This is a genomic window from Pseudomonas sp. NY15435, assembly GCF_048068295.1.
Classification (GTDB): Bacteria; Pseudomonadota; Gammaproteobacteria; order Pseudomonadales; family Pseudomonadaceae; genus Pseudomonas.
Genome location: NZ_JBLUQA010000004.1, coordinates 241,491 through 266,777, shown reverse-complemented (window position 1 = coordinate 266,777; position 25,287 = coordinate 241,491). Strand labels below are relative to the sequence as shown.

Here is a 25,287-nt window from a genome sequence, read left to right as displayed (position 1 = left end):
TCCATGGAAGGCATCAGCCGCAAGGAGGCCGCCCACCGGGCGGCTTCGGACGCCGAGAAGATTGCCTGGGTCGACGACGACGACCAACTGCTGGGCAGCCTGCCGCGCGCCGAGTTGCGCGCGCGCGGGCTGATTGGCCGGGGCACCTTCATCCTGCTGTTCAACTCCGCCGGTGAGCTGTGCGTGCACCGGCGCACGCTGAGCAAGGCGGTCTACCCCGGCTACTGGGACCCGGCAGCCGGCGGCATGGTGCAGGCCGATGAAAGCTATGCCGAGTCCGCCGCTCGCGAGCTGGAAGAAGAGTTGGGCATCGCCGGGGTGGAATTGCGCACCCACGGCACCTTCTTCTTCGACCAGCCGGACAACCGCTTGTGGTGCGCGGTGTTCTCCGCGGTTTCCGATGCGCCGCTGATTTTGCAGCCCGAAGAGGTGCTGGAAGCGAAGTTCATCGACCCGCACCAGGCGCTGGCCGAGGCCAAGGCGGGCACGCCCTACTGCCCGGATTCGCTGGCGGCGTTGCGCAAGTACCTGGTCAGTTTCTGACGTCGGGTTGCTTTTTGTAGGAGCGAGCTTGCTCGCGAACTGGGCCCCGCTGCGGGGTTTGTTCGCGAGCAAGCTCGCTCCTACAGGCACCCCAGGACTCCGGCTGGATTGCCCATGTCGCCAAACCGCCGATCAATGACGCATTTTCGGTCTTAGCATTTGCCTCCAATGCTGCTAAATTGCGCGACCTTTCCGGCAGGGTCCTCCGCCGGGAATTGCGCAGCCCCTGCCTGAGTGGGGCGTCGCGGTCGGCGCCTGCCGGCCATTCGTTGACCTGGCCCGAAGAGGCCAATCCTGGGGATAAGCCCGGTGGTCAAGAAAGCATCCTCCCTGTCCGCCCTCGGCGGGCTCGTCTATTCCACTGATTCCGGCCGGCACTGCCCGGACTGCAATCAGCCCATTGGCGCGTGCATCTGCAAGCAGGCCGAGATTCCGGCCGGCGATGGCATCGCTCGCGTGCGTCGGGAAACCAAGGGCCGCGGCGGCAAGACCGTGACCACGGTGACCGGCGTGCCGTTGGCGGCCGATGCGCTCAAGGACCTGGCCACCGCGCTGAAGAAGCGTTGCGGTACGGGTGGCGCGTTGAAGGACGGCGTCATCGAGATCCAGGGCGACCACGTCGACCTGCTGCTCGAAGAGCTGACCAAGCGCGGCCTCAAGGCGAAGAAATCCGGCGGCTGAGCCGTCTCTCCCGAACGATTCTCCTCTGCAGAGAAGGGGTTCCAGGCGATGCGCAGCGAGCGCTTCGCCGGCAAGCCCTTTCCCTAGATGGGAGATTTATCGGCGCGCCCTGGGCGTGTCGTCGGATTTTCCTAAACTTACCGCCAATACCGGCGGTCAACACGGCAACGTCACGAGGCCCGGCTAGGTTTACACCACCAGGCCATGACGACTCACCCGCACGCCGGGTGGCGCCTGCACACATTCGCGCAAATTGAGGAGACCACCACGCATGGCCGCTAGACGGACCCGCAAAGACGACGGCAGCAACTGGACCGTGGCAGACAGCCGCAGCATCTACGGAATTCGCCACTGGGGCGCGGGCTATTACGCCATCAACGACGCCGGTAACGTGGAAGTTCGCCCGCAGGGCGCGGATGCCCAGCCGATCGATCTGAACGGGCTGGTCGAACAGCTGCGCGAGGCCGGCCTGTCGCTGCCGCTGCTGGTGCGTTTCCCGGACATCCTGCAGGACCGCGTGCGCAAGCTTACCGGCGCCTTCGACGCCAACATTGCACGTCTGGAGTACACCAGCCGCTACACCGCGCTGTACCCGATCAAGGTGAACCAGCAGGAAGCGGTGGTGGAAAGCATCATCGCCACGCAGAACGTTTCCATCGGCCTGGAAGCCGGTTCCAAGCCTGAGCTGATGGCTGTGCTGGCGCTGGCGCCCAAGGGCGGCACCATCGTCTGCAATGGCTACAAGGACCGCGAGTTCATCAAGCTGGCGCTGATGGGGCAGAAGCTCGGCCACAACGTGTTCATCGTGATCGAGAAGGAATCCGAGGTGCAGCTGGTGATCGAGGAGGCCGCCGTGATCGGTGTGCTGCCCCAGGTCGGCCTGCGCGTGCGCCTGTCCTCGCTGGCGTCCTCCAAGTGGGCCGACACCGGTGGCGAGAAGGCCAAGTTCGGCCTGTCCGCCGCGCAGCTGCTGTCGGTGGTCGAGCGCTTCCGCGCCGCCGGCCTGGACCAGGGCGTGCGCCTGCTGCACTTCCACATGGGGTCGCAGATCGCCAACCTGGCCGACTACCAGCACGGTTTCAAGGAAGCCATCCGCTACTACGGCGAACTGCGCGCCCTCGGCCTGCCGGTGGACCACGTGGACGTCGGCGGCGGCCTGGGCGTGGACTACGACGGTACCCACTCGCGCAACGCCAGCTCGATCAACTACGACATCGACGACTACGCCGGTGTGGTGGTGGGCATGCTCAAGGAGTTCTGCGATGCGCAGGGCCTGCCGCACCCGCATATCTTCTCCGAGAGCGGCCGCGCACTGACCGCGCACCACGCGGTGCTGATCACCCAGGTCACCGACGTCGAGCGGCACAACGACGAAGTGCCGAAGATCACCGACCTCGCCGAACAGCCGGAGATCGTCCAGTGGCTGGCCGACCTGCTCGGCCCGACCGATGCCGAGATGGTCACCGAGACTTACTGGCGCGCCACCCACTATATGAGCGACGCCGCCGCGCAGTATGCCGAGGGCAAGATCAGCCTGGCGCAGAAGGCCCTGGCCGAGCAGTGCTACTTCGCCATCTGCCGTCGCCTGCACAACCAGCTCAAGGCGCACCAGCGCTCGCACCGCCAGGTGCTCGACGAGCTGAACGACAAGCTGGCGGACAAGTACATCTGCAACTTCTCGGTATTCCAGAGCCTGCCCGACACCTGGGCCATCGGCCAGGTGCTGCCGATCCTGCCGATCCACCGCCTGGGCGAGGAACCGACCCGCCGCGCGGTGCTGCAGGACCTGACCTGCGACTCCGACGGCAAGATCACCCAGTACGTCGACGAGCAGAGCATCGAGACCAGCATGCCGGTGCACGACGTGAAGGAAGGCGAGGACTACCTGATCGGCACCTTCCTGGTCGGCGCCTACCAGGAAATCCTCGGCGACATGCACAACCTGTTCGGCGACACCGATTCGGTGAACGTCTACCAGAACGCCGACGGCAGCTACTACCACGCCGGCATCGAGACGCACGACACCATCGAGGACATGCTGCGCTATGTGCACCTGTCGCCCGAGGAGCTGATGACCCACTACCGCGACAAGGTCGCCGGGGCCAAGCTCACCGTGCGCGAGCGCACTCAGTACCTCGACGCGCTGCGTCTGGGGTTGACCCGTTCGGCTTACCTGTCGTCCTGATGGGCTGGCAGTTCGGGTAAGTGAAAAGCCCCGCTTCGGCGGGGCTTTTCTTTGCCTGCGAATCACCAACGCGACAGGTCGGCAGGCACATTGTAGGAGCGAGCTTGCTCGCGAACAGCTTCCGCAGCGGAGCCTGGTTCGCGAGCAAGCTCGCTCCTACAAAAGCGCTTGAGGCGGAGTTGAATAGTAGGAGCGCGACATGTGCGCGATCGCGGGCATGGCCCGCTCCTACAGGGGAGCGCGGGTGTTCAGACGTCGCGCAGTTCGAAACTCGGGAACAGAGCGTGCAGCTCTCGCCAGAGATCAGGTGCGCCGTGGGGCGCCGGCGTGGCGATCAAACCAGGATCGAGCTGCCGCCCGCTGCGGGCCAACTGAACCACGAACCTTTCGACGCCCTTTTCGCGCAAGTACAACGCGAGCCGGCGCAAGCGGCCCAGGTCGATCAGCTGCCAGTGCACCGTAGTCCGGCACTCGTGCTCCACGCCGCTTTCCAGCAACAGTTCCAGGCTGCGCCAATTGGCCAGTCCGCTGCGTTTCACGCCGGTGATCGCGTCCATGTCCTCGGCCAGTCCCTTTACATCGAAGCCGACCCAATCGGCATGCGGCAGCGCACGGGCGAAGGCCGCCGGGCGGATGCCCGTGCTATGCAGGCCAATGCGGAAACCCATTTCGCGGACTTCGGCCATGGCGTCGGGCAGCGCGCTCTGTAGCGTCGCTTCGCCCCCGCTGAAGACCACGCCTTGCAGCAGTCCCTGTCGGCGACGGAGGAAGGCGAGGATGTCGTCCCAGCGGATTTCCTCCTCGCCGCGTGGCGGAATCAGCTCCGGGTTGTGGCAGTAGTGGCAGCGCCAGGCACAGCCCTGGCAGAACAGCACGCAGGCGAGCAGGCCGGGGTAGTCGAGGGTGGTCAGGGGCACCAGGCCCCCGACCCTGAGCGTGGCGCTCATCGCGTCTCGCGGAAGTGGCGGCGCTCGCGGTGTTCGGACTGCTTGCCGGCGTTGAACGCTGTCACCGGGCGGTGATAGCCCATCACGCGGGTCCACACCTCGCAGCGTTGGCGCTGGCTTTCGGGCAGTTGGTTGACGGTCATCGGTGGTGCTCCTTTTTTGCGTGGATGAAGGGATGGGAAATCAGCCGCCGCAGCAGCGTTGGGAAGCGGCCTTCTGCAGCGCAGCTTCGTCGCACCTGGGGCAGAACTCGTGTTCGCCGGCGAGGTAGCCGTGTACCGGGCAGATGGAGAAAGTCGGTGTCACTGTCAGGTAGGGCAGGCGGAAGCGCCCGAGGGCGGTGCGTACCAGGGTCTTGCAGGCTTCGGCGCTGGAGATGCGCTCGGCCATGTACAGGTGCAGCACGGTGCCGCCGGTGTACTTGCACTGCAGGGCGTCCTGCAGCTCCAGCGCTTCGAACGGATCGTCGGTTAGCCCCACCGGCAGTTGCGAGGAATTGGTGTAGTAGGGCGCTTGCGACGTGCCAGCCTGGATGATGTCCGGGTGGCGCTTCCGGTCCTCGCGGGCGAAGCGGTAGGTGGTGCCTTCGGCCGGCGTGGCTTCCAGGTTGTAGAGGTGGCCGCTGTCTTCCTGGAAGCGCACCAGTCGCGCACGCACATGGTCCAGCAGATCCACCGCCAACTGCCGGCCGACCTCGGTGTGCAGGCCTTCGCGGTCCCCGGTGAAGTTGCGCACCATCTCGTGCAGGCCGTTCACTCCGATGGTGGAGAAGTGATTGCGCAGGGTGCCCAGGTAACGCTTGGTGTAGGGATAGAGCCCCGCGTCCATGTGCTGCTGGATGACCTTGCGCTTGACCTCGAGGCTGTCGAAGGCCAGTTCCAGCAGGTAGTCGAGCTGGCGCTGGAGGCCGGCGAGGTCGCCGCGATGGCGGTAGCCCAGGCGCGCGCAGTTGAGGGTCACCACGCCCAGCGAACCGGTCTGCTCCGCCGAGCCGAACAGACCGTTGCCGCGCTTGAGCAGCTCGCGCACGTCCAGCTGCAGGCGGCAGCACATGGAGCGTACCTGGTTGGGTTGCATGTCCGAATTGAGGAAGTTCTGGAAGTACGGCAGGCCGTAGCGCGCGGTCATCTCGAAGAGGCGCGTGGCGTTATCGCTGTCCCAGGGAAAATCATGGGTGATGTTGTAGGTCGGGATCGGGAAGGTGAACACTCGGCCATGGGCATCGCCGGCCTGCATCACCTCGATGTAGGCGCGGTTGATCAGGTCCATCTCGGCCTGCAGCTCGCCGTAGGCAAAGGGCATTTCCACGCCGCCGATATAGGGGATCTGTTCGCGCAGGTCTTCCGGGCAGACCCAGTCGAAGGTCAGGTTGGTGAAGGGTGTCTGGGTGCCCCAGCGCGACGGCACGTTGAGGTTGTAGATGAACTCCTGCAGTGCCTGGCGTACCTGTTGATAACTCAGCCCGTCCTGGCGCACGTAGGGCGCGAGATAGGTGTCGAAGGAGCTGAAGGCCTGGGCGCCGGCCCACTCGTTCTGCAGAGTGCCGAGGAAATTGACCATCTGCCCCAGCGCGCTGGACAGGTGCTTCGGCGGCCCGGCCTCGACCCGGCCCGGCACGCCGTTCAGGCCCTCGCTGAGCAGCGTGCGCAGCGACCAGCCGGCGCAATAGCCGGCGAGCATGTCCAGATCGTGGATGTGCAGATCGGCCTCGCGGTGGGCGACGGCGATACCTTCGCTGTACACCTCGTCCAGCCAGTAGTTGGCAGTGACCTTGCCGGACACGTTGAGGATCAGCCCGCCGAGGGAATAGCCCTGGTTGGCGTTGGCGCGCACCCGCCAGTCTTCCCGCGAGAGGTATTCGTTCATCGAGGCAGCGACGTCCACCAGCGTCTTGCGTTCGCGGCGCAGGCGGCCGTGGCGTTCGCGGTAGACGATGTAGGCGCGCGCGGTGGGGTAGTGGCCGGCTTCCATCAGGGCGCGCTCGACCACGTCCTGCACCTGTTCCACATCCAGATCGTTCTGCGCCGGCAGGCTGGCCAGCACGCGGCGGGTCAGCTCCTGCGCATGCGGCGCGGCGAACTCACCGCTGGCCTCGCCGGCGGCGGCGATGGCGCGTTCGATCTTGCTCGCGTCGAAGGACACCGAGCTGCCGTTACGCTTGCGCAGGCTGGCGGGAAGGGGGGCGGTCCGTGTCAGGGGCATTGGCTTTATTCCACAACATGCTGTGTCTCGAGTTATTCAAGACAACAAGATGTTGTGGGAATCTAACGGCTTCGCCTGAAGGAAAATTGACCTTCGTCAACGTCGCCTGTCAGTCAATTTTTGCCATCGGAGGTATTGACCGCTGCACGCCCCGGCATCGGCTGATCCTGGGTGCGAGCCGCGTCGGACACGGCCCTTGGTTCGCGAGCAAGCTCGCTCCTACCGGGAGCATGTCGGCCCGGGCTGTAGGAGCGAGCTTGCTCGCGAACGGGACTGCGCGGCGAACGTGCGGAGACTTCAGCCCAGCAGCGGCGCCAGCTGTTCTGCCAGGCGCCCGGCGAGCTGCTCGTCGCTGACATTGGTGAAACTCATGATCAGCGCCGGCTCGCGTCGGGCCTCCACGCACCAGGCGTTGAGCGCCTGCAGGCCGAGGCCCTCGGCGTGGGCGCGGCGGGCGACGGCGAGATCGTCCTGGTCCAGCGTGCCGATCAGGTGCAGGCCACCAGGCGTGTCGGCAAAGCGCAGGCGTTCGCCGAGGCGCTCCTCCAATGCGCTGCGCAGCCACTGGCGGCGCTGGGCGTAGAGCGTGCGGGTGCGCTTGAGGTGGCGGGCGAAATGGCCTTCCTGCATGAAGTCGCAGAGAGTCGCCTGGAGCAATTCGGCGCAGCCCGAGGTGAATACTTGTTGGGCGCGCACGAAGTCTTCGACCAACTCCGCCGGCACGACGAGGTAGCCCAGGCGTAGCGCCGGATAGAGCACCTTGCTGAAGGTGCCGGTGTAGAGAACGCGGCCGGCGCGGTCGAGGCTTTTCAATGCGGGCAGCGGAAAGCCGGCATAGCGGTATTCGCTGTCGTAATCGTCCTCGACGATCCAGGCGCCGCTGCTTGCCGCCCAATCCAGCAGCGCCAGGCGGCGCGGCAGGCTGAGGGCGACGCCGGTGGGGCTCTGCTGCGACGGGGTGACCAGCGCAAAGCGGGCATCCGACGCACGGGCGATGCCGTCATCCACGCGCAGGCCATCGGCGTCCACCGCGACCGGCACTGGCACGCCGCCGGCCCGGCGCAGCAGTTCGCGGCCGCGCGGGTAGCCGGGGTCTTCGTGCCAGAAACGCTGGCCGGGTTCGAGCAGGGTGCGGCTGATCAGGTCCAGCGCGCCCTGGTATCCCGCGCAGATGAACACCTGCGCGGGGTCGCAGACGATGCCGCGGGAAATTCCCAGGTAACCGGCGACGGCCTCGCGCAACGGCCCGTAACCACAAGGCTCCGGGTAGGCCAGCATGGACGCGCTCTGCTGGCGCAGGCGCCGCGCGCACAGGCGCGCCCAAAGTGCGCGGGGGAAAGCATCCAGCGCCGGTACGCCGAGCTGGAACGGCCGCAGGCTCGGGCCGTGGGCGATCAGGCCGGGCAGCGCGCGCTCGACGGTATCCGGCGCAACTGCCACGGGCGGTGCAGCGGCGGTTCGCCCCGCCAGCTGCGGTGAAACCACGGTGCCCGCCGGGCCGCGCGCCAGCAGGTAGCCCTCGCTGGTCAGCAGTTGATAGGCCAGTTCCACGGTGCCGCGCGCCACACCCAGTTCGCCGGCCAGCCCACGCACCGGCGGCACCCGTTCGCCCGGCCGCAGCGCACCACGGGTGATGGCGTCACGGATGCGCTCATAGAGCTGGCGATAGATCGGCAGTTCATGGCTCGGGTCCAGCGGCTGGCGGAACGAATCGAAGGGCGCGGTCATGGCCTATCCAGGGCGGGGATAAATCCGGTAGACGACTATGCCATGACCGGTATCAAGTCGTCCCGGCGGCCGCGATGCAGGATCAGCGTCTAGGCTTTGGGGCAGTGTTGAAAAGTGGGCGACGAGACACCATCTGGTTTGTCAGATCCCGCTTTTTCCACCTGTTCGCCTCGCAGTGCGCGCAGCGGCTTCGGCTGCCCGCGCGAATTCCCCGTGTCCCAGGCGCCGACAGGTCCAACGCATGTGAGGAGTGACCGTTACCGATGGAATTCAAGGACTATTACGCCGCGCTCGGGGTCGACCCCGGCGCCGACGAGAAGGCGATCAAGACCGCCTACCGCAAGCTCGCGCGCAAGTATCACCCGGATGTCAGCAAGGAGCCGGACGCCGAGGCGAAGTTCAAGGACGTCTCCGAAGCCTATGAGGTGCTGAAGAGCCCGGAGAAGCGCGCCGAGTACGACGAACTGCGCCAGTATGGCGCGCAAGGGCCGCAGTTCGAGGCGCCGCCCGGTTGGCAGCCGCGCGGTGGTTTCGACGGCCCGCCGCCGGGGCACGAGCAGGACTTCAGCGACTTCTTCGAGCAGATATTCGGCGGCCGTGCGGGTGGCGCTCACGGTGGTTTTGGTGGCGCGCGCCAGCCGCAGGCCCACCGTGGTCAGGACGTGGAGATGGAAGTCCCGCTGTTCCTCGAGGAATCCCTCTCCGGCGACAGCCGGCCGATCAGCTTCAGCCTGCCCAGTTACGACGAGTACGGCCGCAAGCTGCCGCCGCAGAACAAGACGCTGAACGTGAAGATTCCCGTGGGCACCGCCGACGGCGAACGCATCCGCCTGAAAGGACAGGGCGCGCCGGGCATCAACGGCGGGCCGGCGGGCGACCTGTACCTGGCGATCCGCCTGGTGCCGCACCCGGTCTTCGATGTCGATGGCCGCGACCTGATCGTCACCGTGCCGGTGGCGCCCTGGGAAGCCGCGCTCGGCGCCAAGGTGGAAGTACCCACGCTGAGCGGGCGGATCAACCTCGGCATCCCGGCCAACAGCCAGGCCGGCCAGCGCCTGCGTATCAAGGGCAAGGGCCTGCCGAACAAGGGCGATGCCGCCGCCGGCGATCTGTATGCCGTGCTCAAGGTGGTGATGCCGAAGACGGCGGACGATGCGACTCGAAAACTCTGGGAAGAACTGGCTGCCAAGGCGGCCTTCGACCCCCGTGCCGATTGGGGTAAACGCGCATGACGACGACAGTGATGGTGGTGGACCTCGACGAGCTCTGCCAGTCGGTGAACCTCCCCCGCGACGTGCTCGTCGAGATCGTCGAGGTGGGTATCGTGGAGCCCCGCGAGCAACGTGCCGGGCATTGGCTCTTCGATTACCAGGCCGTCAGCGTGGTACGCCGTGCGGTGCGCCTGCGCCGCGAGTTCGAGCTGGACTGGCCGGGCATCGCCTTGGCGTTGCGCCTGCTGGACGAGGTGGACGAGCTGCGCGCGGAGAATCGCTACCTGCGCCAGCGGCTGGCGCGCCTGCTGGAGGATTGACGGTTTACTGGGCGCTGGTCGCTGCGCTGGCTGCATCGAGCGGGATGAACTGCATCAGGCCCAGCAGTGGCGCGGCGAGAAGTCCCTGTACGTAGTTGATCCCGCTGCGCCGCAGGCTTTCATGGGTCATCTGCGCCAGCAGTTCCAGGCGGCCGAGCATGCGGCCGAACTCGCGTTCGAAGGACAGGTTGCGCCCACTGGCGCCGATCTCGTTGGACAGCAGCAGCGGCCGGCCGTGCTGGTCGGTGCGGCTGGCCAGCAACCAGGCCGCCACCTCGATATTCCAGGCCGCGTTGGCGGTCATCTGCGCGTTCAGCCCGCTGAGCAGGTGCTGGGTATCGGTGCCGCCGTAGAGTTCGTAGAGCATGCTGCCGAGCCCGTAGATCAGCGTGCCGGCGCGGTCGCCCTGGAACTCTGCATCGAACGCCAGGGGAAGGGCGGCTACCGATGTCCTGCCGCCCAGGCCGGGCAGTGGCTGCTGGTTGCGGATGGCGTTCATCACCAGTTGATTAGCCGCCACGCGTGAAGCGGCGCCGGTTTTCTTCCATTCCCGAGGATTGCGCTTGTAGAGCTTGTCGAGCAGCAGCGACAGGCTGTCGAGGTTGTCCCGCATCGCCAGGTTGGCGGCGCGGTTGGCGTCGTTCTGCAGCATCTGTCCGGAGCTGAAGTCCTCGCCGCCGACCTGCTTTTTCACCGGCGGCGACGTGCAGCCGGTGAGCAGCGCGGTGGCAAGGATGCAATACAGAAAGTGGCGCAGCATTGACGGTCCGGGCGCGGGAAACGGGCCTGAACCTTGGCGTGTGGGGAGTCGTGGGGCCAGCCGGAATGATCGCGAATACCGGGTGCCGCAGCAGCCTGCGACCGGTTACTCAGAATGATGGGAAGGGAAAGCGCCGGCGGATGCCGGCGCTTGCGGCGATCAACGCGGCTGGTTCTGCACGACCCAGGCGGAGAAGGCATCGATGATGCTCTTCAGGAAGGGCTCGGTCTTCTCCGACAGCTTGCCGGACTCGTCGAAGAAGCTGCCGGCTCCACCCAGGTAGGCTTCGGGCTGCTGCAGCACCGGCATGTTGAGGAACACCAGCGACTGGCGCAGGTGGTGGTTGGCGCCGAAGCCGCCAATGGCGCCCGGAGAGGCACTCACCACGGCGCAGGGCTTGGCGTTCCAGGCGCTCTTGCCGTAGGGGCGCGAGCCGACGTCGATGGCGTTCTTCAGCACGCCGGGCACCGAGCGGTTGTACTCGGGGGTGACGAAGAGCACCGCGTCAGCGCGGGCGATGCGCTCGCGGAAGGCGCTGTAGCTGGCGGGCGGGGTGCCCACGTCGAGCTCTTCGTTGTACAGCGGCAGGTCGCCGATCTCCACGATTTCCAGCTTCAGGTTGGCCGGCGCCAATGCGGCGAATGCCTTGGCGATCTTGCGGTTCAGGGATTCCTTGCGCAGGCTGCCGACGACAACGGCAACATCGAAGACTTGGCTCATGGCGACTCCTCAGGATCGGGGTATTGAGCCGTTTGTTATAGACGATGAGCGTGACATTGCGTGGACATGGATCAAGGTTCGGCAATCATGTCCCAGTCGTTTTGTTCAATCTTGGCTCTGTGGGGTGGGGCATGGTCTCACTAGAGTGGCACCTGTCCCCCCCACCTGAGTCGAGGTCCCCATGTGCATGAAAGTCTTCTTCGCCGGCGCCAGCGGTGCCATCGGCCAGCGCCTGCTGCCGATGCTGCTGGAGCGCGGTTACCAGGTGCTGGCGATCAGCCGTTCCACGCAGCGCGCGGCCGCGCTGGAGGCTGCCGGGGCACGGGCCATGGTGCTCGACGTCTATGACGCCGCTGCGCTGCATGCCGCCCTGCTGGAGTTTCAGCCGCGCTGGGTGATCCACCAGCTCACCGACCTGCCGGCTGGCCTCGACCCCGCCTTGATGCCCGCCGCCCAGCCGCGTAACGCGCGCCTGCGCCGCGAAGGCACGGCCAACCTGGTAGCGGCGGCCCATGCCGCCGGTGTCGAGCGCCTGGTGGCACAGAGCATTGCCTGGGCCTATGCGCCCGGCGAACTGCCCCTGCATGAGGAGCAGCCACTGGACCTGGGGGCCGCAGGCCCGCGCGCCGTCAGCGTGGGTGGCGTGGCGGCGCTGGAAGACGCCGTGCTCGGCGCCCGGCCGATGGAGGGCATCGTGCTGCGCTACGGGCGGCTCTATGGTCCGGGAACGGGCGCCGAGAGTGCCGACCCGCGCTTGGCCGTGCATGTCGATGATGCCGCCCGTGCCGCGCTGCTGGCGCTGGAGTGGGGCGCACACGGGGTCTACAACGTGGCGGAGCAGGACATCGAAGTCAGCTCGGCGAAGGCGCGTCATCGTCTGGGCTGGCAGCCGGGATTTCGCCTGGCAGGGGTACCGGCATGAACCTCGCCCTGCGGCGCCAGGCGCACACCGGGTTGGCGTTGGCCGCCTCTGTTGCCGCCGCTGTCGCGGTCGCCGCGCAGTTCTGGCAGCCCTGGTCACGGCCGCTGGCGAGCCTTGCACAAAGCCATTCCGGGCACGCAACCGAGGCGCGGCCGGCCACCCAGGTGACGCGCCTGTCCTGCGAGCCGCTGGCCGACATGCCCGGCAAGGTCGTGACCACACTGCAGGTGGACTTCCCGCCCAATGCGCATACTCCGGCGCATCGCCATCCTGGTGCGGTCACTGCCATCGTGCTCAGCGGTCAGGTTCGCTCGCAGATGCAGGGCCTGCCGGCGCAGACTTACGGACCGGGTGAAACCTGGTTCGAGCCCAGCCGCGAGCTGCACCTGTTCGCCGAGAATCCCAGCGCCAGCGAGCCCGCGCGTCTGCTGGCGGTGATCGTCAGCGACGAGCATTGCGGCCCGCTGGTGATCCCCGAGCCATCCGCCGACTTCAGCCATTGATGCTTCGCGAAAGGAGATTCGCATGACCCCGCTCACCCCCTTCCGCGCTGCCCAACTCGACGCCGTCCTGGCGCGCCTCGGCCTGCCGTCGCAGCGCCTCGCGCCGACGCTGGAGAACCTCGACCGGCTGATTGTCGCGGCGTTGCACCACCTGCCCTTCGAGAACCTCGACGTGCTGCTCGACCAGCCCATCCAGATCGAGCCGGAGGCGGTGTTCGCCAAGGTTGTCGAGCATCGTCGCGGCGGCTATTGCTTCGAGCTCAACAGCCTGTTCGCGCGGCTGCTGAGCAGCCTGGATTACCCGGTGACGCTGCTGGTGGCGCGGGTGCGCTGGGGCCTGCCGGCAGATGCGCCGCTGACCCCGCAGACGCACCTGCTATTGCGCGTCGACCTGCCCGAGGGGCCGCACCTGGTGGACATTGGCTTCGGCGGCCCGGCGTCGCCCCGGGCCCTGCCGCTGCGGACCAACGAGGAGTTGCCCGGCGGCTGGCGCATCACCGGCTCGCTCGACGGGGAACTGGAGATGGCCGCACGTTCGGCGTCCGGCTGGCAGACGCTGTACCGCTTCACCCTGGAGGCGCAGCACTGGGTCGACTACGGCATGCGCAACTGGTACACCTCGACCTTCCCGCAGAGCGTGTTCCGCAAATCCCTGCGGGCGGCGCTCAGCGAAGGCGGCGCGCGGCTGTCGCTGTTCAATGGGCAGTTCACCTGCCGCAGCGCCGATGGGGACGTCGAGCAGCGCAGCATCGATAACGCCGACGAACTGCTGAGCGTGTTGCGCGAGCGCTTCCGCCTGCAACCTGCCGAGCGCGACTTGCCGGCTCTGCGCCGCCGCCTGGCTCAGTTGCTCGAGTCGACCGCCGTCAGGGTCTGAGCGTCGTGCTGTTCGGCGGCGGGGATATCCGGCGCCAGGCCGATGGCGAGGCGCACGGTGCGGCCGGCAAGCTGGTCGCGCTGCAGTTCGCCGCCGGGCCTGCCCGCGAGCCAGTGGCCGTCGATGTCCGAGGCGTGGCACTCCAGCTGCCGCTCCGCTGCGGGCGAATTCGGCAGCAGCCAGCGGCAGCGGCCATCGAAGATGCGCGCGCCCCTCGCTGGCATCCCCGTGCTGCCGCGGGCCAGTTGGGTGCGGATGGCGATGTTGGCAAAGCTGATATCGGAGGCAATGACATCCTGGGGATGGGTCGCCGATTCACCGTCCATTTCGATGCGGACATGGCTGAGCACGCGATTGCAGCCGCCGCTGCGCACGCTCAGGGGAACCTGATAGCTCACACGGTGCGGGCGATCGTTGTACCCCGGAGTGGTGAATAGGCGCCGCGTGATGGTGCTTTCTGTTGCTGGGCCGCAGTGGCTGCCCTCCGGCACCGAGTAGTGCGCGTCGCCGGCCAGGGCGAAATCCCCCGGCAGGTCGGCTTCCAAGGTGAACTCATCGCTGGCGCAGCCGCCCATGGCGAGTGCGGCGAGCAAGGGGAAACTCCGCCAGGGGTTACGGCGAGAGGGGCTGGAAGGCATGCGGGCGTCCTGCGGAAGTAGAAGCTGCGCAGGAGCATCCGCCGTTCAGGTGATCGCCTGAATCGGATTGCTCTGCTCGATCTGTAGGAAAGCGGCTGGGCGGATGAGAGCTCAGCCGATCATCCCGAAACCGCGTGTCATCAGCGTCGCCAGCAGCGGCAGGATCATCAGCGCCAGCAGTTCCACGCGGATGGTCATGATCACCAGTTTCGCCCGGCGCTCGCTGGGCACTGGCACACGCCCGGCCTTGAGCTCGTTGCGCCAGTTGAGGAAGGTCATGGTTGGCAGGATCGACAGCAGCGCCACCAGCACGAACAGGCCGATCTTGGCGTGGAACAGGCTGTTGTGCAGGTAGTAGTCGGCCCCCTTGGCAAACCAGACGACGCGTGCAGCGCCAGTCAGCAGCACCACGCTGGCGCAGACTCCGTAAGCCAGGTCGACGATCACCAGGCTGCGCGCCCGCGACAGGTCCAGTGGCAGGCGGAACAACTGGTGCTCGAGCACCAGCAGGGCGAACAGGATGAAGATGGAGAGGTAGTGCAGGTACGCGGCAATGGCTTGGGCCATGAGTGGGGTCCTCTGCTGGGGCCTTTTTCGGTCAGATTCAGGTCGGCGGCGCGCTGAAGCTCACCCGGTTGCGCCCGGCCTGCTTGGCACTGTAGAGCGCAAGGTCTGCGCGTTCCAGCGCCTGGTCGACATGTTCCGCATTGCCCAGCAGGGTGCAGCCGATACTCAGGCTGACCGGCAGCGGCCCGCACGCAAGCTGCACGGGCTCATGACTGATCAGTTCGCGCACGCGCTCGGCGACGCGCTGCAGCTCGTCGCCGTCCTTGACCTTGAGAAGGGCGACGAACTCCTCGCCGCCCTGGCGCACCAGCAGGTCGTCCGGTCGCAGCGCAGCACGCAGACGCCGGGCGCATTCACAGAGCACCTGGTCGCCGGCGGCGTGGCCGTGCTGGTCGTTGATCGCCTTGAAATGGTCGAGGTCGGCGTAGAGCACGCCCAGTTGCACGTGGCTCTCCCGCGCCAGGCGGCACTCGCGGTCCTGGAAGGTGAGCAGGCCGCCGCGGTTCCACAGTTGGGTCAGCGGGTCGAGCAGAGCCTTGCGCTGTTCTCGGTCCATTTCCACGCGCAGGTCGCGGTTGCTCTGAATCAGGCTGCGCAACTGCAGGTAGCCCTCGGCGAGGGTGGCGAGGTCACGGAAGTTGGCCTGCTGCGCCACGGTCATGCTGCGCGGCCGCGGGTCGACCATGCACAGCGTGCCGATGGCCTGGCCATTGCCGGCGCGCAGCGGGCGCCCGGCGTAGAAGCGGATATAGGGTGGGCCGAGCACCAGCGGATTGTCGGCGAAGCGCTCGTCGAGCGTGGCGTCGGGCACCAGCAGGGTGTCCTCGCCGAGGATCGCGTAGCCACAGAAGGAGACGTCGCGCTGGGTCTCGTTGGCGTCCAGGCCAACGCGGGCCTTGAACCACTGGCGGTCCTGGTCGATCAGGCTGATCAGCACGGTATCGACCTTGACCAGGTCCTGGGTCAGCTGGACCAGCGTATCCAGATAGTGCTCGGCCGGGGTGTCGAGCAGGTTCATCTCATCCAGGGTCTGCTGACGCAGGGATTCGTCAACGGGAATGGGACAAGCCGGCATGGCATCTCCTCAACAGGTCAGGGGCTGGCAGGCGCCTGCCAGGCGTCTTGGCGCGTCAGTTTCCACGCGTAGCCGGCGAGGACCAGCGCGCGCAGCAACATGAAACATAGGAAGGTTAGCCACAATCCGTGATTTCCCCAGCCCTGCAGCGCGAGCCCCAGTGGCAGGCTGGCGGCGCAGGCCAGCAGCATGGCGTTGCGCATCTCGCGGGCGCGGGTGGCGCCGATGAACAGGCCGTCGAGCAGGTAGCTCCACATGCCGATCAGCGGCAGGCAGGCGAGGTAGGGCAGGTACTGGTCGGCGGTGGCGCGCACTTCCGGGATATCGCTCTGTAGCGCGATGAACAGATGCCCGAAGAACGTGAAGAAGGCGACGAACAACAGGCTGGCAATCAGCGACCAGCCGCAGGCGACCACCAGGGATCGGCGCAGCGCAGTGCGGTCGCGGCCGCCGATGGCGTGGCCGCACAGCGCCTCGACGGCATGGGCGAGGCCGTCGAGGGCATAGGCGGTGACCATCAGGCCGTTGAGCAGCAGCGCGTTGGCTGCCACCGTGGCGTCGCCCAGGCGTGTGCCCTGCACCGTGAGCAGGAAGAACACGCCTTGCAGCGCCAGGCTGCGGATGAAGATGTCGCGGTTGACCATCAGCAGCGGCCGCCAGCTGGCCCAGGCACGCAGGCGCGACCAGTCCGGCTGGCCGGGGAAACGCCTGAGCGCGCCCCGGGTCAGCGCCAGGCCCAACAGCGCGCCGCCCCATTCGGCAGTCACCGCAGCCTTCGCTGCGCCGCCTACGCCCCAGCCCAGGCCCAGCACGAACCACAGGCTGAGCACGATGTTGATGAGGTTGGTGGTCAGCAGGATCGCCAGCGGCGCGCGGGCGTTCTGCGTGCCGAGGAACCAGCCGACCAGCGCATAGGTGGCCAGTGCTGCCGGCAGGCCGAACAGGCGGATATGGAAGAACTCGCGGGCCAGCGCATCCAGCTCCGCGGACGGTCGCATCAGCTCCAGCGCCGGGCCGGTCAATGGCACCGCCAGCAGGCTGAGCAACAGCGCCAGTCCCAGCGCCAGCAGCAGGCCCTGGCCGAGAATTCGCCGCAGCGCTCCGCCATCTTCCCGGCCAGCCGCCTGGGCGGCGAAGCCGGTGGTGCCCATCCGCAGGAAGCCCAGCACACCCACCAGCAACGTATAGAGCCCGCCACCGACCGCCACTGCGCCCAGTTGGTGGGCATGCGGCAGATGGCCGATCACCGCGCTGTCCACCAGGGTGACCAGCGGCACGGAAACGTTGGAGAGGATCATCGGCGCGGCAAGCGCCCAGACACGGCGGTGGGTCGGCGAATGCCGCCAGGCTTCGAGCAGGGAATTCATTCGGGACTCCTGAGCAGGCCCGCAGTATAGCGAGCCACCTCAGACGCGGGCGTTCCCCGTAGGAGCGAGCTTGCTCGCGAACCGAATAGCACCGTGCCTTGCAGGTTCGCGAGCAAGCTCGCTCCTACGAAAAGCACAAAAGACGCCGTTTTTCCCTGACGGATTGTTACTCAGGCAGTCTTCTTGCGGTAGGCGCAATAGCCGGGGCGCGGGCCGACCTGCGGATGGTTGCGGCAGGTGTCCGGGCGCTTGGTGTACACGGTGCAGAGGCGGGTCTTGCGGTCGAGGAAGTAGCAGTCGCCGTTGCTGGTGCGGGTCAGGGTGAAGATGCCGCTCTTCTGGTTGAACCGCTCGACGACGCCTTCCTTCAGCAGGCGCTTGGCGATGTTCTTCGCCGGCTCGTCGCGCTCGAATTCATCGACGACGCCGATACGGATCAGGTCGTTGACGTTCACTTCCGCCGGCATGGTGCAGCAGGTGGCGTTGCAGTCCTTGCACAGGCCGGAGGTGTACTTCGCCCAGGTTTCCAGGCGGTCCAGTTCGGCGTTGGCGATCAGCGGTGGTTTTCTCATGGCGGCAAGTCGGTGCGGTGGCGCGAAGGCGCGCATCATAGTGGCCGGCGCGCAGATTTGCTCGGGCTTTCGACGAACAGAACGGCGAAGAACAGCACGGCGCTCTACAGAGCGGCGATTCCGCCGTTCCCGCGCAGGTAGTCCTTGAAGGTCGGGTAGCAGATGAGGAACCAGGGCGTGAAATGTTCCGGGCGGGCAGCCATCTCGGCTTCCAGCTCGGGCAGGGCGACGTAGCGGAAGGCGTCGGCTTCTGCCGGATCGGGGCGCGGCAGTTGTTCGTTGACGGCGCCGAACAGGTGGCCGTACTCGTGTTCGGTCATGCCGTTGGCCAACTCCAGGCGGTAGCTGAACTCGAAAAGCTTGTGCAGCTCGACCTCTACGCCCATCTCTTCGCGCAGCCTGCGCTCGGCGGCGTGCTTCGCCGATTCGTCAGGATAGGGATGGCCGCAGCAGGTGTTGCTCCACAGGCCGCCGCAGTGGTACTTGCCCGCCGCGCGGCGCTGCAGCAGCAGCTCGCCGGCGCGGTTGAAGACATAGACCGAGATGGCGCGGTGGCGTAGCCCGCGTCGATGGGCTTCGAGCTTCTCCATGGTGCCGGTCGGAGTGTCGTGTTCGTCGACCAGGATTACCTGGATCTCGGTCATCAAGTGCTCCCGCGAGAGTGCCTTCCATGCTCAGCGTAGACGGATGGACATCAGCCCTTGCGGATCATCCAGATACCGACGGCGATGGCGGCCATGCCGGCGATCTTCAGCGTGCTCACCGGGGCTTCCTTGAAGCCGGCCCAGCCGAAGTGATCCAGCGCCAGAGCCATGCCCAGCTGGCCGGCGAGCACCAGCACCATGAACATCAGCGCACCAACGCGCGGCGCGGCGAAGGCGGCGATGAAGATGAAGAACATCCCCAGGAAGCCGCCGCACCACTGCCACCAGGGCATCCCACGCATCGCCGCGAGGCTGGGGAATTCGCGGTTGGCCAGGGTCAGCGCGAGCAGGCCGAGCATGCCGACGAAGAAGGAAATCAGCGCGGCGGCCAGCACGCTGGACACCTGCTTGGCGAGTTGGCCGTTGATGCCAGCTTGCAGCGGCAGGCAGGCGCCGGCGATCAGCGGCAGGACGAACATCCACCAGGGCGGCGTAGGCATGGAAAACTCCGGAAAGGTTTTTTGAGACAGGGCAGCGAAGTGCCGGCCCGTGGTCGATCGAGAATAGCCAGCCGCGTAGTATGCACCAGACCGGAGCATCGCTCCCGCCCGATGGAGGTCCTGAACATGGCCACCCGCGCTTCCCGCGTCCTGAGCGTTCGTATCGAGCGGCCTCGGGAGGCTGCCTACGATTTCCTTGCCGACCCGAAGAATTTTCCCTACTGGGCCTCCGGGCTGTGCAGCTCCATCGAACCGCTGGAGGGCGAACTCTGGCTGGCACAGACGCCACAGGGCCCCATGCGCGTGCGTTTCTCGCCGCGCAATGCGTTCGGTGTGCTCGACCATGATGTGCTGCCCGAGCAGGCACCGGCCGTGCACATCCCGCTGCGACTGATCGCCAATGGCGATGGCTGCGAGTTGCAGCTGACCCTGCTGCGCCAGCCGCAGATGGACGACGCCACCTTCGAGCGTGACGCGCAGTGGGTCGAGCGCGACCTGCAGGCGATCAAGGTGTTGCTGGAGTCTTGATATCGCGCCTTGCCTGTACGAACAACGGGCCATGCCCGCTCCTGCAGGTTTATAGAAGAATCGACCCTGTAGGAGCGAGCTTGCTCGCGAACCGACGGACACCGAAGCCGCTGGCTGACTCGTTCGCGAGCAAGCTCGCTCCTACAAAAAACCTTACAACCGGGCGGCGAGTTCGGCGCCCTCGCGGATCGCCCGCTTGGCATCCAGCTCCCGCGCCACGCTGGCGCCGCCGATGACGTGGTAGCGCAGGTTCTGCGCTGCCAGCGTCGGCTGCAGTTCCAACAGTGGCTCCTGGCCGGCGCAGATCACTACGTTATCCACCGTCAGGCATTGCTCCTGGCCGTCGATGCGCAGGTGCAGGCCGTCATCGTCGATGCGCAGGTACTCCACGCCGCCGAGCATCCGCACGCCGTGATGCTTGAGGTGCGCGCGGTGCACCCAGCCGCTGGTCTTGCCCAGCCCGGCGCCAGGTTGGCCGGCCTTGCGTTGCAGCAGCCAGAGTTTTCGGCGGGCAGCCGTTGCGACGGGCGGGATCAGCCCGCCCCCCGTGGCGTTGTCCAGGTCGATGCCCCACTGGCCGAGCCACTCGCCCAGCGGTTGCGGGCCGTCGCGCTCGCTCAGCAGGAAGCTGGCGACGTCGAAGCCGATGCCGCCGGCGCCGATCAGCGCGACCCTCTCGCCCACCGTTGCGCCACGCAGCACATCGAGGTAGCTGAGCACCTTGGCGTGGCCGATGCCCGGAATCGACGGCGTGCGCGGCTGGATGCCAGTGGCGACTATCACCTCGTCGTACTCGCCGCTCAGTTCGCCGCGTCGGATGCGCCGGCCCAACTGCACGTCGACGCCCAGTTCGCGCAGGCGCACGGCGAAGTAGCGCAGGGTTTCGTGGAATTCCTCCTTGCCCGGCACGCGCTTCGCCAGGTTGAACTGCCCGCCGATCTGCGCAGCGGCCTCGAACAGCGTCACCCGGTGGCCGCGCTCGGCGGCGACGCAGGCGGCGGACAGCCCGGCCGGCCCGGCGCCGATCACCGCGATGCGCTTGTGCACCCGCGCCTTGCGGTAGCGCAGCTCGGTCTCGAACCCAGCGCGTGGATTGACCAGGCAACTGGCGCGGCGGTTGGCGAAGGCGTGGTCCAGGCAGGCCTGGTTGCAGGCGATGCAGGTGTTGATGGACTCGGCGCGGCCGGCGGCCGCCTTCTCCACGAACTGCGGATCGGCCAGCAGTGGTCGGGCCATGGAGACCAGATCGGCGTGGCCCTCGGCGAGCAGGCGTTCGGCGACTTCCGGAGTGTTGATGCGGTTGCTGGCGATCACCGGCACGCGCAATTCGCGGCGCAGGCGGGCAGTGACGTCGGCGAAGGCCGCGCGCGGTACTGAGGTGACGATGGTCGGCACCCGCGATTCGTGCCAGCCGACACCGGTATTCAGCAGGTCGATGCCGGCGGTTTCCAGGGCGTGGGCCACGGTGCGCACCTCGTCCCAGGTGTTGCCGCCTTCCACCAGATCGAGCAGCGATAGGCGGTAGCTGATGACGAAGCGTTCGCCCAGTGCGCGGCGGGTGCGCCGGACGATCTCCAGCGGCAGGCGCATGCGATTGCCCAGGTCGCCGCCCCAGCGGTCTTCACGCTGGTTGGTGCGCGGGCAGAGGAACTGGTTCAGCAGGTAGCCTTCGCTGCCCATGATCTCCACACCGTCGTAGCCGGCGGCATGGGCCAGTTTCGCGCAGCGCACGAAGGCGGCGATGGTGCGCAGGATGCCGCGCTCGGACAGCTCGCGCGGGGCGAACCAACTGATCGGTGACTTCACCGGTGAGGCCGAGACCACCAGCGGGTGATAGCCGTAGCGCCCGGCATGGAGAATCTGCAGCAGGATGCGCCCGCCCTCGCGATGCACCGCCTGGGTCAATCGCCGGTGCGCAGGCACCTGCAGGCCACTGGTCAGGCTGCTACCCAGCGGTAGCAGCCAGCCCTCGCGGTTGGGCGCAAAGCCGCCGGTGATGATCAGCCCGACGCCGCCGCGTGCGCGCTCGCGGTAGTAGGCGGCGAGCTTGCCGAAGTCCCACAGGCGGTCTTCGAGACCGGTATGCATCGAGCCCATCACCACGCGATTGCGCAACTGGAGGGGGCCCAGGTCGAGCGGGGCGAGCAGGTGAGGGTAGGGCGAGGCGGCGGACGGCATGGAGGCGCTCTTGGGCAATCAGGTCCTGCCACCCTAATGGGCCGACGGTGGGTCGGTTAACGGCCCGGCTGCCGTGCCGTTCGGGCATTTCGGTCAAGCGCTTCGGTTGACAGATTCGCGGCAGGTTCCAGACTTGAACCTATGGCAGGGCTGCAAAGCCCCGATCGCTGGCTGAAGTGACGGAGGTCGTCATGAAAGCGATAAAAACAAGACACGCGCGCCATTATCTGCTCGCTGCCCTCATCGGCGTGGCCCTGCTCGGGCTGCACGAAACCCTCCAGCCGGATCGGCAGCAATCCGCCTGCCGACCTGACGGTGCCAATATCTCCTGCGCCTACCCGCCTGTTGCCCATTTGGGGGTACTCGGCAGTGCGTTCTGAGTGACGCACTGACGCGCGTCAATGCGCCGCAAAGTCTCCACGTGCAAGGTCAGCGCCCGGCTGAAGACTGGCTTATTGCCTCAGCTTGGCTATCTTTTAAGCAGCAAGGGTCCGGCCATGCACCGGACGTACGCTGCCTGATCAGGAGACGCACGATGGATATGAACCGTCGGCAATTTTTCAAGGTCTGCGCCGTGGGCCTTGGCGGATCGAGCCTGGCGGCACTCGGGATGGCACCCCCGGATGCATTCGCCGACCAGATCCGCCATTTCAAGCTTGCGCGCACCGTCGAGACCCGCAACACCTGTCCGTACTGCTCGGTGGGCTGCGGCATCCTCATGTACAGCCAGGGTGATGCGGCGAAGAACGTTGCGCAGAACATCATCCACATCGAGGGTGATTCCGATCACCCGGTCAACCGCGGCACGCTCTGCCCCAAAGGCGCCGGCCTGCTCGACTTCGTCCACAGCCCCAACCGCCTGAAGTACCCGCAGATTCGCGAAGCGGGTTCGTCGGAGTGGAAACGCATCGGCTGGGACGAGGCGCTGGACCGTATCGCCAAGCTGGTGAAGGAAGACCGCGACGCCAACTTCATCGAGAAGAATGCCCAGGGCCAGACGGTGAACCGCTGGCTGACCACCGGCTTCCTGGCCGCGTCGGCGTCTTCCAACGAAGCGGGCTACATCACCCACAAGGTGGTTCGTTCTCTCGGCGTACTGGCGTTCGACAACCAAGCGCGTGTCTGACACGGCCCGACGGTGGCAAGTCTTGCCCCGACGTTTGGCCGTGGAGCCATGACCAACCATTGGACCGACATCAAGAATGCCGATCTGATTCTGATCATGGGCGGAAACGCCGCTGAAGCGCACCCGTGCGGCTTCAAGTGGGTGACCGAAGCCAAGGCGCACAACAAGGCGCGCCTGCTGGTGGTCGATCCCAGGTTCACCCGTTCCGCATCGGTGGCCGATTACTACGCGCCCATCCGTACCGGCACGGACATCGCCTTCCTGGGCGGTCTGATCAATTACCTGCTGGAAAACGACAAGTACCAGAAGGAATACGTGCACAACTACACCGACGTCTCCTTCATCGTGAAGGAAGGCTTCGGCTTCGACGACGGCCTGTTCAACGGCTACGACGCGGAGAAGCGCACCTATCCGGACAAGTCGTCCTGGCAGTACGAAATCGGCGAGGACGGTTTCGCCAAGGTCGACCCGACCCTGACGCACCCGCGCTGCGTGTTCAACCTGATGAAGCAGCACTACAGCCGCTATACGCCGGACGTGGTGAGCAACATCTGCGGCACGCCCAAGGACATGATGCTCAAGGTGTGGGAAGAAATTTCCACTACCGCGGCGCCGACCAAGGTCATGACCATCATGTACGCCCTGGGCTGGACCCAGCACTCGGTGGGCGCGCAGATGATCCGTACCGGCGCGATGGTCCAGCTGTTGCTGGGCAACATCGGCATGCCCGGTGGCGGCATGAACGCCCTGCGCGGCCACTCCAACATCCAGGGGCTGACCGACCTCGGGTTGCTGTCCAACTCACTGCCTGGCTACATGACCCTGGCCGGCGATGCCGAGCAGGACTTCACCGCCTACCTCGCCAAGCGCACGTCCAAGCCGCTGCGTCCGGGGCAGTTGTCGTACTGGCAGAACTATCCCAAGTTCCACGTCAGCCTGATGAAGTCCTGGTTCGGCAAGTCCGCGACCAAGGAAAACAACTGGTGCTACGACTGGCTGCCCAAGCTGGACATGCCCGGCGCTGGCTACGACGTGTTGCGCTACTTCGACATGATGTACCAGGGCAAGGTCAACGGTTACTTCTGCCAGGGCTTCAACCCCATTGCCTCCTTCCCCAACAAGGCCAAGGTCAGCGCTGCGCTGGCCAAGCTGAAGTGGATGGTGGTGATGGACCCGCTGGCCACCGAGACCAGCGAGTTCTGGCGCAATGCCGGCGAGCACAACGACGTCGACACCAAGGCCATCCAGACCACGGTGTTCCGCCTGCCCACCAGCTGCTTCGCCGAGGAAGACGGCTCCATCGTCAACTCCGGCCGCTGGCTGCAATGGCACTGGAAGGGGGCCGAGCCGCCGGGCGAGGCGCGCACCGACATCGCCATCATGAGTGGGCTGCTGCATCGCCTGCGGGCAGCCTATCGCAAGGATGGCGGCGCCTTCCCCGACCCGATCCTGGGCCTGGACTGGCCGTACCTGACGCCGGACGAACCGACCCCGGAAGAGATCGCCAAGGAGTACAACGGCAAGGCGCTGGCCGATGTGGTGGACCCTGCCAACGGCATGGTCCTGGCGAAGGCCGGCGAGCAGTTACCCGGCTTTGCGCTGCTGCGCGACGATGGCAGCACCGCCAGCGGTTGCTGGATCTTCGCCGGCTCCTGGACGCAGCAAGGCAACCAGATGGGCCGACGCGACAATAGCGACCCCTACGCCATGGGCCAGACCCTGGGGTGGGCCTGGGCGTGGCCGGCCAACCGGCGGATCCTCTACAACCGCGCCTCGGCGGATGTCAGCGGCAAGCCGTGGGACCCGGTGAAGAAACGTCTGGTGTGGTGGAATGGCAAGGCCTGGGGCGGCACCGACATCCCGGACTTCAAGGCCGACTCGGCGCCGGAAGCGGGAATGAACCCGTTCATCATGAACCCCGAGGGCGTGGCGCGATTCTTCGCTGTCGACAAGATGGCCGAAGGTCCGTTCCCCGAGCACTACGAGCCGTTCGAGACGCCGATCGGCGTCAACCCGCTGCACAAGAATCCGCGGGCGATCAGCAGCCCGGCGGCGCGGGTGTTCAAGAACGACATGGAGCTGTTCGGCACGGCGAAGGAGTTCCCCTACGCCGCTACGACCTACCGGCTCACCGAGCACTTCCACTTCTGGACCAAGCATTGCCGTCTGAATGCCATCGTCCAGCCGGAGCAGTTCGTCGAGATCGGCGAGGCGCTGGCCAAGGAAATCGGCATCAAGGCCGGCGACCGGGTGAAGGTGTCCTCCAACCGCGGCTTCATCAAGGCGGTGGCGGTGGTGACCAAGCGCATCCGTCCTCTGCAGGTCAACGGCCAGACCGTGCACCACGTGGGCATCCCCCTGCACTGGGGCTTCTCCGGGGTTGCGCGCAACGGCTACCTGACCAACACCCTGACGCCCTTCGTGGGCGATGGGAACACGCAGACGCCGGAGTTCAAGTCCTTCCTCGTCAACGTGGAAAAGGCGTGAGGTGAC

Annotated in this window: 25 protein-coding genes; 11 read left to right on the top strand and 14 right to left on the bottom strand. The window is 66.5% G+C overall.

The features are described from left to right. Nucleotides 1-3 precede the first annotated feature (3 nt). The 3 genes from ACNFH5_RS11520 (at nucleotide 4) to speA (ending at nucleotide 3,409) form a co-directional block, all read left to right on the top strand. Complete coding sequence (locus ACNFH5_RS11520; RefSeq protein ID WP_416746071.1) at nucleotides 4-543, top strand: NUDIX hydrolase; 540 nt, start codon at nucleotides 4-6, stop codon at nucleotides 541-543. 309 nt (nucleotides 544-852) lie between these two features. Beyond that, on the top strand, nucleotides 853-1,224 hold the full coding sequence (locus tag ACNFH5_RS11515; protein WP_416746069.1) for a translation initiation factor Sui1: 372 nt from the start codon (nucleotides 853-855) through the stop codon (nucleotides 1,222-1,224). Nucleotides 1,225-1,495: 271 nt separating this feature from the next. Then, on the top strand, nucleotides 1,496-3,409 hold the full coding sequence (speA, locus tag ACNFH5_RS11510; RefSeq protein WP_416746067.1) for an arginine decarboxylase: 1,914 nt from the start codon (nucleotides 1,496-1,498) through the stop codon (nucleotides 3,407-3,409). 248 nt (nucleotides 3,410-3,657) lie between these two features. On the opposite strand, the gene ACNFH5_RS11505 is transcribed toward speA, so the two are convergent. From ACNFH5_RS11505 to ACNFH5_RS11490, 4 genes are all read right to left on the bottom strand, one after another. Further along, nucleotides 3,658-4,356 (bottom strand): anaerobic ribonucleoside-triphosphate reductase activating protein, encoded by a 699-nt coding sequence (locus ACNFH5_RS11505; RefSeq protein ID WP_416746065.1) that lies wholly within the window; start codon nucleotides 4,354-4,356, stop codon nucleotides 3,658-3,660. Further along, nucleotides 4,353-4,499: an anaerobic ribonucleoside-triphosphate reductase gene (gene nrdD / locus ACNFH5_RS11500; protein WP_416746063.1), complete on the bottom strand. Its 147-nt coding sequence runs from the start codon at nucleotides 4,497-4,499 to the stop codon at nucleotides 4,353-4,355. The genes ACNFH5_RS11505 and nrdD overlap by 4 nt, the downstream gene beginning before the upstream one ends. Before the next feature lie 40 nt (nucleotides 4,500-4,539). Then, the gene (locus ACNFH5_RS11495; RefSeq protein ID WP_416746061.1) at nucleotides 4,540-6,558 is read right to left on the bottom strand and encodes a ribonucleoside triphosphate reductase; all 2,019 of its coding nucleotides are present in this window, start codon (nucleotides 6,556-6,558) and stop codon (nucleotides 4,540-4,542) included. A 297-nt stretch (nucleotides 6,559-6,855) separates the two neighbouring features. After that, entirely contained in the window at nucleotides 6,856-8,286 is a 1,431-nt protein-coding gene (locus tag ACNFH5_RS11490; protein ID WP_416746059.1) for a PLP-dependent aminotransferase family protein, read from the bottom strand. Between the two features lie 263 nt (nucleotides 8,287-8,549). Between ACNFH5_RS11490 and cbpA the strand changes: the two genes are divergently transcribed. Beyond that, nucleotides 8,550-9,518, top strand: a complete 969-nt coding sequence (gene cbpA / locus ACNFH5_RS11485) for a curved DNA-binding protein (RefSeq protein WP_416746057.1) — start codon at nucleotides 8,550-8,552, stop codon at nucleotides 9,516-9,518. Further along, nucleotides 9,515-9,817, top strand: coding sequence for a chaperone modulator CbpM (locus tag ACNFH5_RS11480; RefSeq protein WP_045216441.1), 303 nt, complete (start codon nucleotides 9,515-9,517; stop codon nucleotides 9,815-9,817). The genes cbpA and ACNFH5_RS11480 overlap by 4 nt, the downstream gene beginning before the upstream one ends. A gap of 4 nt (nucleotides 9,818-9,821) precedes the next feature. Here ACNFH5_RS11480 and ACNFH5_RS11475 read toward each other — a convergent pair whose 3' ends face one another. Both ACNFH5_RS11475 and ACNFH5_RS11470 read right to left on the bottom strand, forming a co-directional pair. After that, nucleotides 9,822-10,577 (bottom strand): hypothetical protein, encoded by a 756-nt coding sequence (locus tag ACNFH5_RS11475; RefSeq protein WP_416746055.1) that lies wholly within the window; start codon nucleotides 10,575-10,577, stop codon nucleotides 9,822-9,824. Between the two features lie 159 nt (nucleotides 10,578-10,736). Further along, nucleotides 10,737-11,297, bottom strand: coding sequence for an NADPH-dependent FMN reductase (locus ACNFH5_RS11470; protein ID WP_416746053.1), 561 nt, complete (start codon nucleotides 11,295-11,297; stop codon nucleotides 10,737-10,739). Nucleotides 11,298-11,478: 181 nt separating this feature from the next. Between ACNFH5_RS11470 and ACNFH5_RS11465 the strand changes: the two genes are divergently transcribed. From ACNFH5_RS11465 to ACNFH5_RS11455, 3 genes are read left to right on the top strand one after another with little or no spacing between them, the layout of a single operon-like run. Next, a complete protein-coding gene (locus tag ACNFH5_RS11465) occupies nucleotides 11,479-12,219 on the top strand; it encodes an NAD-dependent epimerase/dehydratase family protein (protein WP_416746051.1) in 741 nt (246 codons plus the stop codon). Next, nucleotides 12,216-12,722, top strand: a complete 507-nt coding sequence (locus ACNFH5_RS11460; protein ID WP_416746049.1) for a cupin domain-containing protein — start codon at nucleotides 12,216-12,218, stop codon at nucleotides 12,720-12,722. The genes ACNFH5_RS11465 and ACNFH5_RS11460 overlap by 4 nt, the downstream gene beginning before the upstream one ends. Before the next feature lie 22 nt (nucleotides 12,723-12,744). Further along, nucleotides 12,745-13,599 carry an arylamine N-acetyltransferase family protein gene (locus tag ACNFH5_RS11455; protein WP_416746047.1) on the top strand — a complete coding sequence of 285 codons (855 nt, stop codon included), beginning with the start codon at nucleotides 12,745-12,747 and terminating at the stop codon, nucleotides 13,597-13,599. Here the strand turns inward: ACNFH5_RS11455 and ACNFH5_RS11450 are convergent. The 7 genes from ACNFH5_RS11450 to ACNFH5_RS11420 form a co-directional block, all read right to left on the bottom strand. Beyond that, nucleotides 13,566-14,237 (bottom strand): hypothetical protein, encoded by a 672-nt coding sequence (locus ACNFH5_RS11450; RefSeq protein ID WP_416746045.1) that lies wholly within the window; start codon nucleotides 14,235-14,237, stop codon nucleotides 13,566-13,568. The genes ACNFH5_RS11455 and ACNFH5_RS11450 overlap by 34 nt on opposite strands. A gap of 111 nt (nucleotides 14,238-14,348) precedes the next feature. After that, nucleotides 14,349-14,804, bottom strand: coding sequence for a DUF2214 family protein (locus ACNFH5_RS11445; RefSeq protein WP_416746043.1), 456 nt, complete (start codon nucleotides 14,802-14,804; stop codon nucleotides 14,349-14,351). Nucleotides 14,805-14,841: 37 nt separating this feature from the next. Next, the gene (locus ACNFH5_RS11440) at nucleotides 14,842-15,879 is read right to left on the bottom strand and encodes a diguanylate cyclase (protein WP_416746041.1); all 1,038 of its coding nucleotides are present in this window, start codon (nucleotides 15,877-15,879) and stop codon (nucleotides 14,842-14,844) included. Nucleotides 15,880-15,896: 17 nt separating this feature from the next. After that, entirely contained in the window at nucleotides 15,897-17,246 is a 1,350-nt protein-coding gene (locus tag ACNFH5_RS11435) for an MATE family efflux transporter (RefSeq protein ID WP_416746039.1), read from the bottom strand. 170 nt (nucleotides 17,247-17,416) lie between these two features. Beyond that, nucleotides 17,417-17,818, bottom strand: a complete 402-nt coding sequence (locus ACNFH5_RS11430; protein WP_416746037.1) for a YkgJ family cysteine cluster protein — start codon at nucleotides 17,816-17,818, stop codon at nucleotides 17,417-17,419. Between the two features lie 104 nt (nucleotides 17,819-17,922). Beyond that, complete coding sequence (gene idi, locus ACNFH5_RS11425; protein WP_416746035.1) at nucleotides 17,923-18,462, bottom strand: isopentenyl-diphosphate Delta-isomerase; 540 nt, start codon at nucleotides 18,460-18,462, stop codon at nucleotides 17,923-17,925. A 50-nt stretch (nucleotides 18,463-18,512) separates the two neighbouring features. Beyond that, nucleotides 18,513-18,962 carry a DMT family transporter gene (locus ACNFH5_RS11420; protein ID WP_416746033.1) on the bottom strand — a complete coding sequence of 150 codons (450 nt, stop codon included), beginning with the start codon at nucleotides 18,960-18,962 and terminating at the stop codon, nucleotides 18,513-18,515. A 126-nt stretch (nucleotides 18,963-19,088) separates the two neighbouring features. Here ACNFH5_RS11420 and ACNFH5_RS11415 point away from each other — a divergent pair, with 126 nt between their 5' ends. Then, a complete protein-coding gene (locus tag ACNFH5_RS11415; RefSeq protein WP_416746031.1) occupies nucleotides 19,089-19,490 on the top strand; it encodes an SRPBCC family protein in 402 nt (133 codons plus the stop codon). 153 nt (nucleotides 19,491-19,643) lie between these two features. On the opposite strand, the gene ACNFH5_RS11410 is transcribed toward ACNFH5_RS11415, so the two are convergent. Continuing rightward, the gene (locus ACNFH5_RS11410; protein WP_416746029.1) at nucleotides 19,644-21,668 is read right to left on the bottom strand and encodes an FAD-dependent oxidoreductase; all 2,025 of its coding nucleotides are present in this window, start codon (nucleotides 21,666-21,668) and stop codon (nucleotides 19,644-19,646) included. 191 nt (nucleotides 21,669-21,859) lie between these two features. Between ACNFH5_RS11410 and ACNFH5_RS11405 the strand changes: the two genes are divergently transcribed. Then, nucleotides 21,860-22,048, top strand: a complete 189-nt coding sequence (locus ACNFH5_RS11405) for a hypothetical protein (RefSeq protein WP_416746027.1) — start codon at nucleotides 21,860-21,862, stop codon at nucleotides 22,046-22,048. Nucleotides 22,049-22,203: 155 nt separating this feature from the next. Next, nucleotides 22,204-25,281: a formate dehydrogenase-N subunit alpha gene (gene fdnG / locus ACNFH5_RS11400; protein WP_416746025.1), complete on the top strand. Its 3,078-nt coding sequence runs from the start codon at nucleotides 22,204-22,206 to the stop codon at nucleotides 25,279-25,281. Nucleotides 25,282-25,287 lie beyond the last annotated feature (6 nt).

Coding starts and splice junctions, on each gene's coding strand:
- ACNFH5_RS11505 (WP_416746065.1), bottom strand. CDS start 4,356: ATGAGCGCCACGCTCAGGGTCGGGGGCCTGGTGCCCCTGACCACCCTC.
- ACNFH5_RS11405 (WP_416746027.1), top strand. CDS start 21,860: ATGAAAGCGATAAAAACAAGACACGCGCGCCATTATCTGCTCGCTGCC.
- ACNFH5_RS11435 (WP_416746039.1), bottom strand. CDS start 17,246: ATGAATTCCCTGCTCGAAGCCTGGCGGCATTCGCCGACCCACCGCCGT.
- ACNFH5_RS11415 (WP_416746031.1), top strand. CDS start 19,089: ATGGCCACCCGCGCTTCCCGCGTCCTGAGCGTTCGTATCGAGCGGCCT.
- ACNFH5_RS11475 (WP_416746055.1), bottom strand. CDS start 10,577: ATGCTGCGCCACTTTCTGTATTGCATCCTTGCCACCGCGCTGCTCACC.
- ACNFH5_RS11495 (WP_416746061.1), bottom strand. CDS start 6,558: ATGCCCCTGACACGGACCGCCCCCCTTCCCGCCAGCCTGCGCAAGCGT.
- nrdD (WP_416746063.1), bottom strand. CDS start 4,499: ATGACCGTCAACCAACTGCCCGAAAGCCAGCGCCAACGCTGCGAGGTG.
- ACNFH5_RS11460 (WP_416746049.1), top strand. CDS start 12,216: ATGAACCTCGCCCTGCGGCGCCAGGCGCACACCGGGTTGGCGTTGGCC.
- ACNFH5_RS11520 (WP_416746071.1), top strand. CDS start 4: ATGGAAGGCATCAGCCGCAAGGAGGCCGCCCACCGGGCGGCTTCGGAC.
- ACNFH5_RS11450 (WP_416746045.1), bottom strand. CDS start 14,237: ATGCCTTCCAGCCCCTCTCGCCGTAACCCCTGGCGGAGTTTCCCCTTG.
- ACNFH5_RS11455 (WP_416746047.1), top strand. CDS start 12,745: ATGACCCCGCTCACCCCCTTCCGCGCTGCCCAACTCGACGCCGTCCTG.
- ACNFH5_RS11420 (WP_416746033.1), bottom strand. CDS start 18,962: ATGCCTACGCCGCCCTGGTGGATGTTCGTCCTGCCGCTGATCGCCGGC.
- ACNFH5_RS11410 (WP_416746029.1), bottom strand. CDS start 21,668: ATGCCGTCCGCCGCCTCGCCCTACCCTCACCTGCTCGCCCCGCTCGAC.
- idi (WP_416746035.1), bottom strand. CDS start 18,462: ATGACCGAGATCCAGGTAATCCTGGTCGACGAACACGACACTCCGACC.
- ACNFH5_RS11440 (WP_416746041.1), bottom strand. CDS start 15,879: ATGCCGGCTTGTCCCATTCCCGTTGACGAATCCCTGCGTCAGCAGACC.
- ACNFH5_RS11465 (WP_416746051.1), top strand. CDS start 11,479: ATGTGCATGAAAGTCTTCTTCGCCGGCGCCAGCGGTGCCATCGGCCAG.
- ACNFH5_RS11445 (WP_416746043.1), bottom strand. CDS start 14,804: ATGGCCCAAGCCATTGCCGCGTACCTGCACTACCTCTCCATCTTCATC.
- cbpA (WP_416746057.1), top strand. CDS start 8,550: ATGGAATTCAAGGACTATTACGCCGCGCTCGGGGTCGACCCCGGCGCC.
- speA (WP_416746067.1), top strand. CDS start 1,496: ATGGCCGCTAGACGGACCCGCAAAGACGACGGCAGCAACTGGACCGTG.
- ACNFH5_RS11470 (WP_416746053.1), bottom strand. CDS start 11,297: ATGAGCCAAGTCTTCGATGTTGCCGTTGTCGTCGGCAGCCTGCGCAAG.
- ACNFH5_RS11430 (WP_416746037.1), bottom strand. CDS start 17,818: ATGAGAAAACCACCGCTGATCGCCAACGCCGAACTGGACCGCCTGGAA.
- ACNFH5_RS11480 (WP_045216441.1), top strand. CDS start 9,515: ATGACGACGACAGTGATGGTGGTGGACCTCGACGAGCTCTGCCAGTCG.
- ACNFH5_RS11490 (WP_416746059.1), bottom strand. CDS start 8,286: ATGACCGCGCCCTTCGATTCGTTCCGCCAGCCGCTGGACCCGAGCCAT.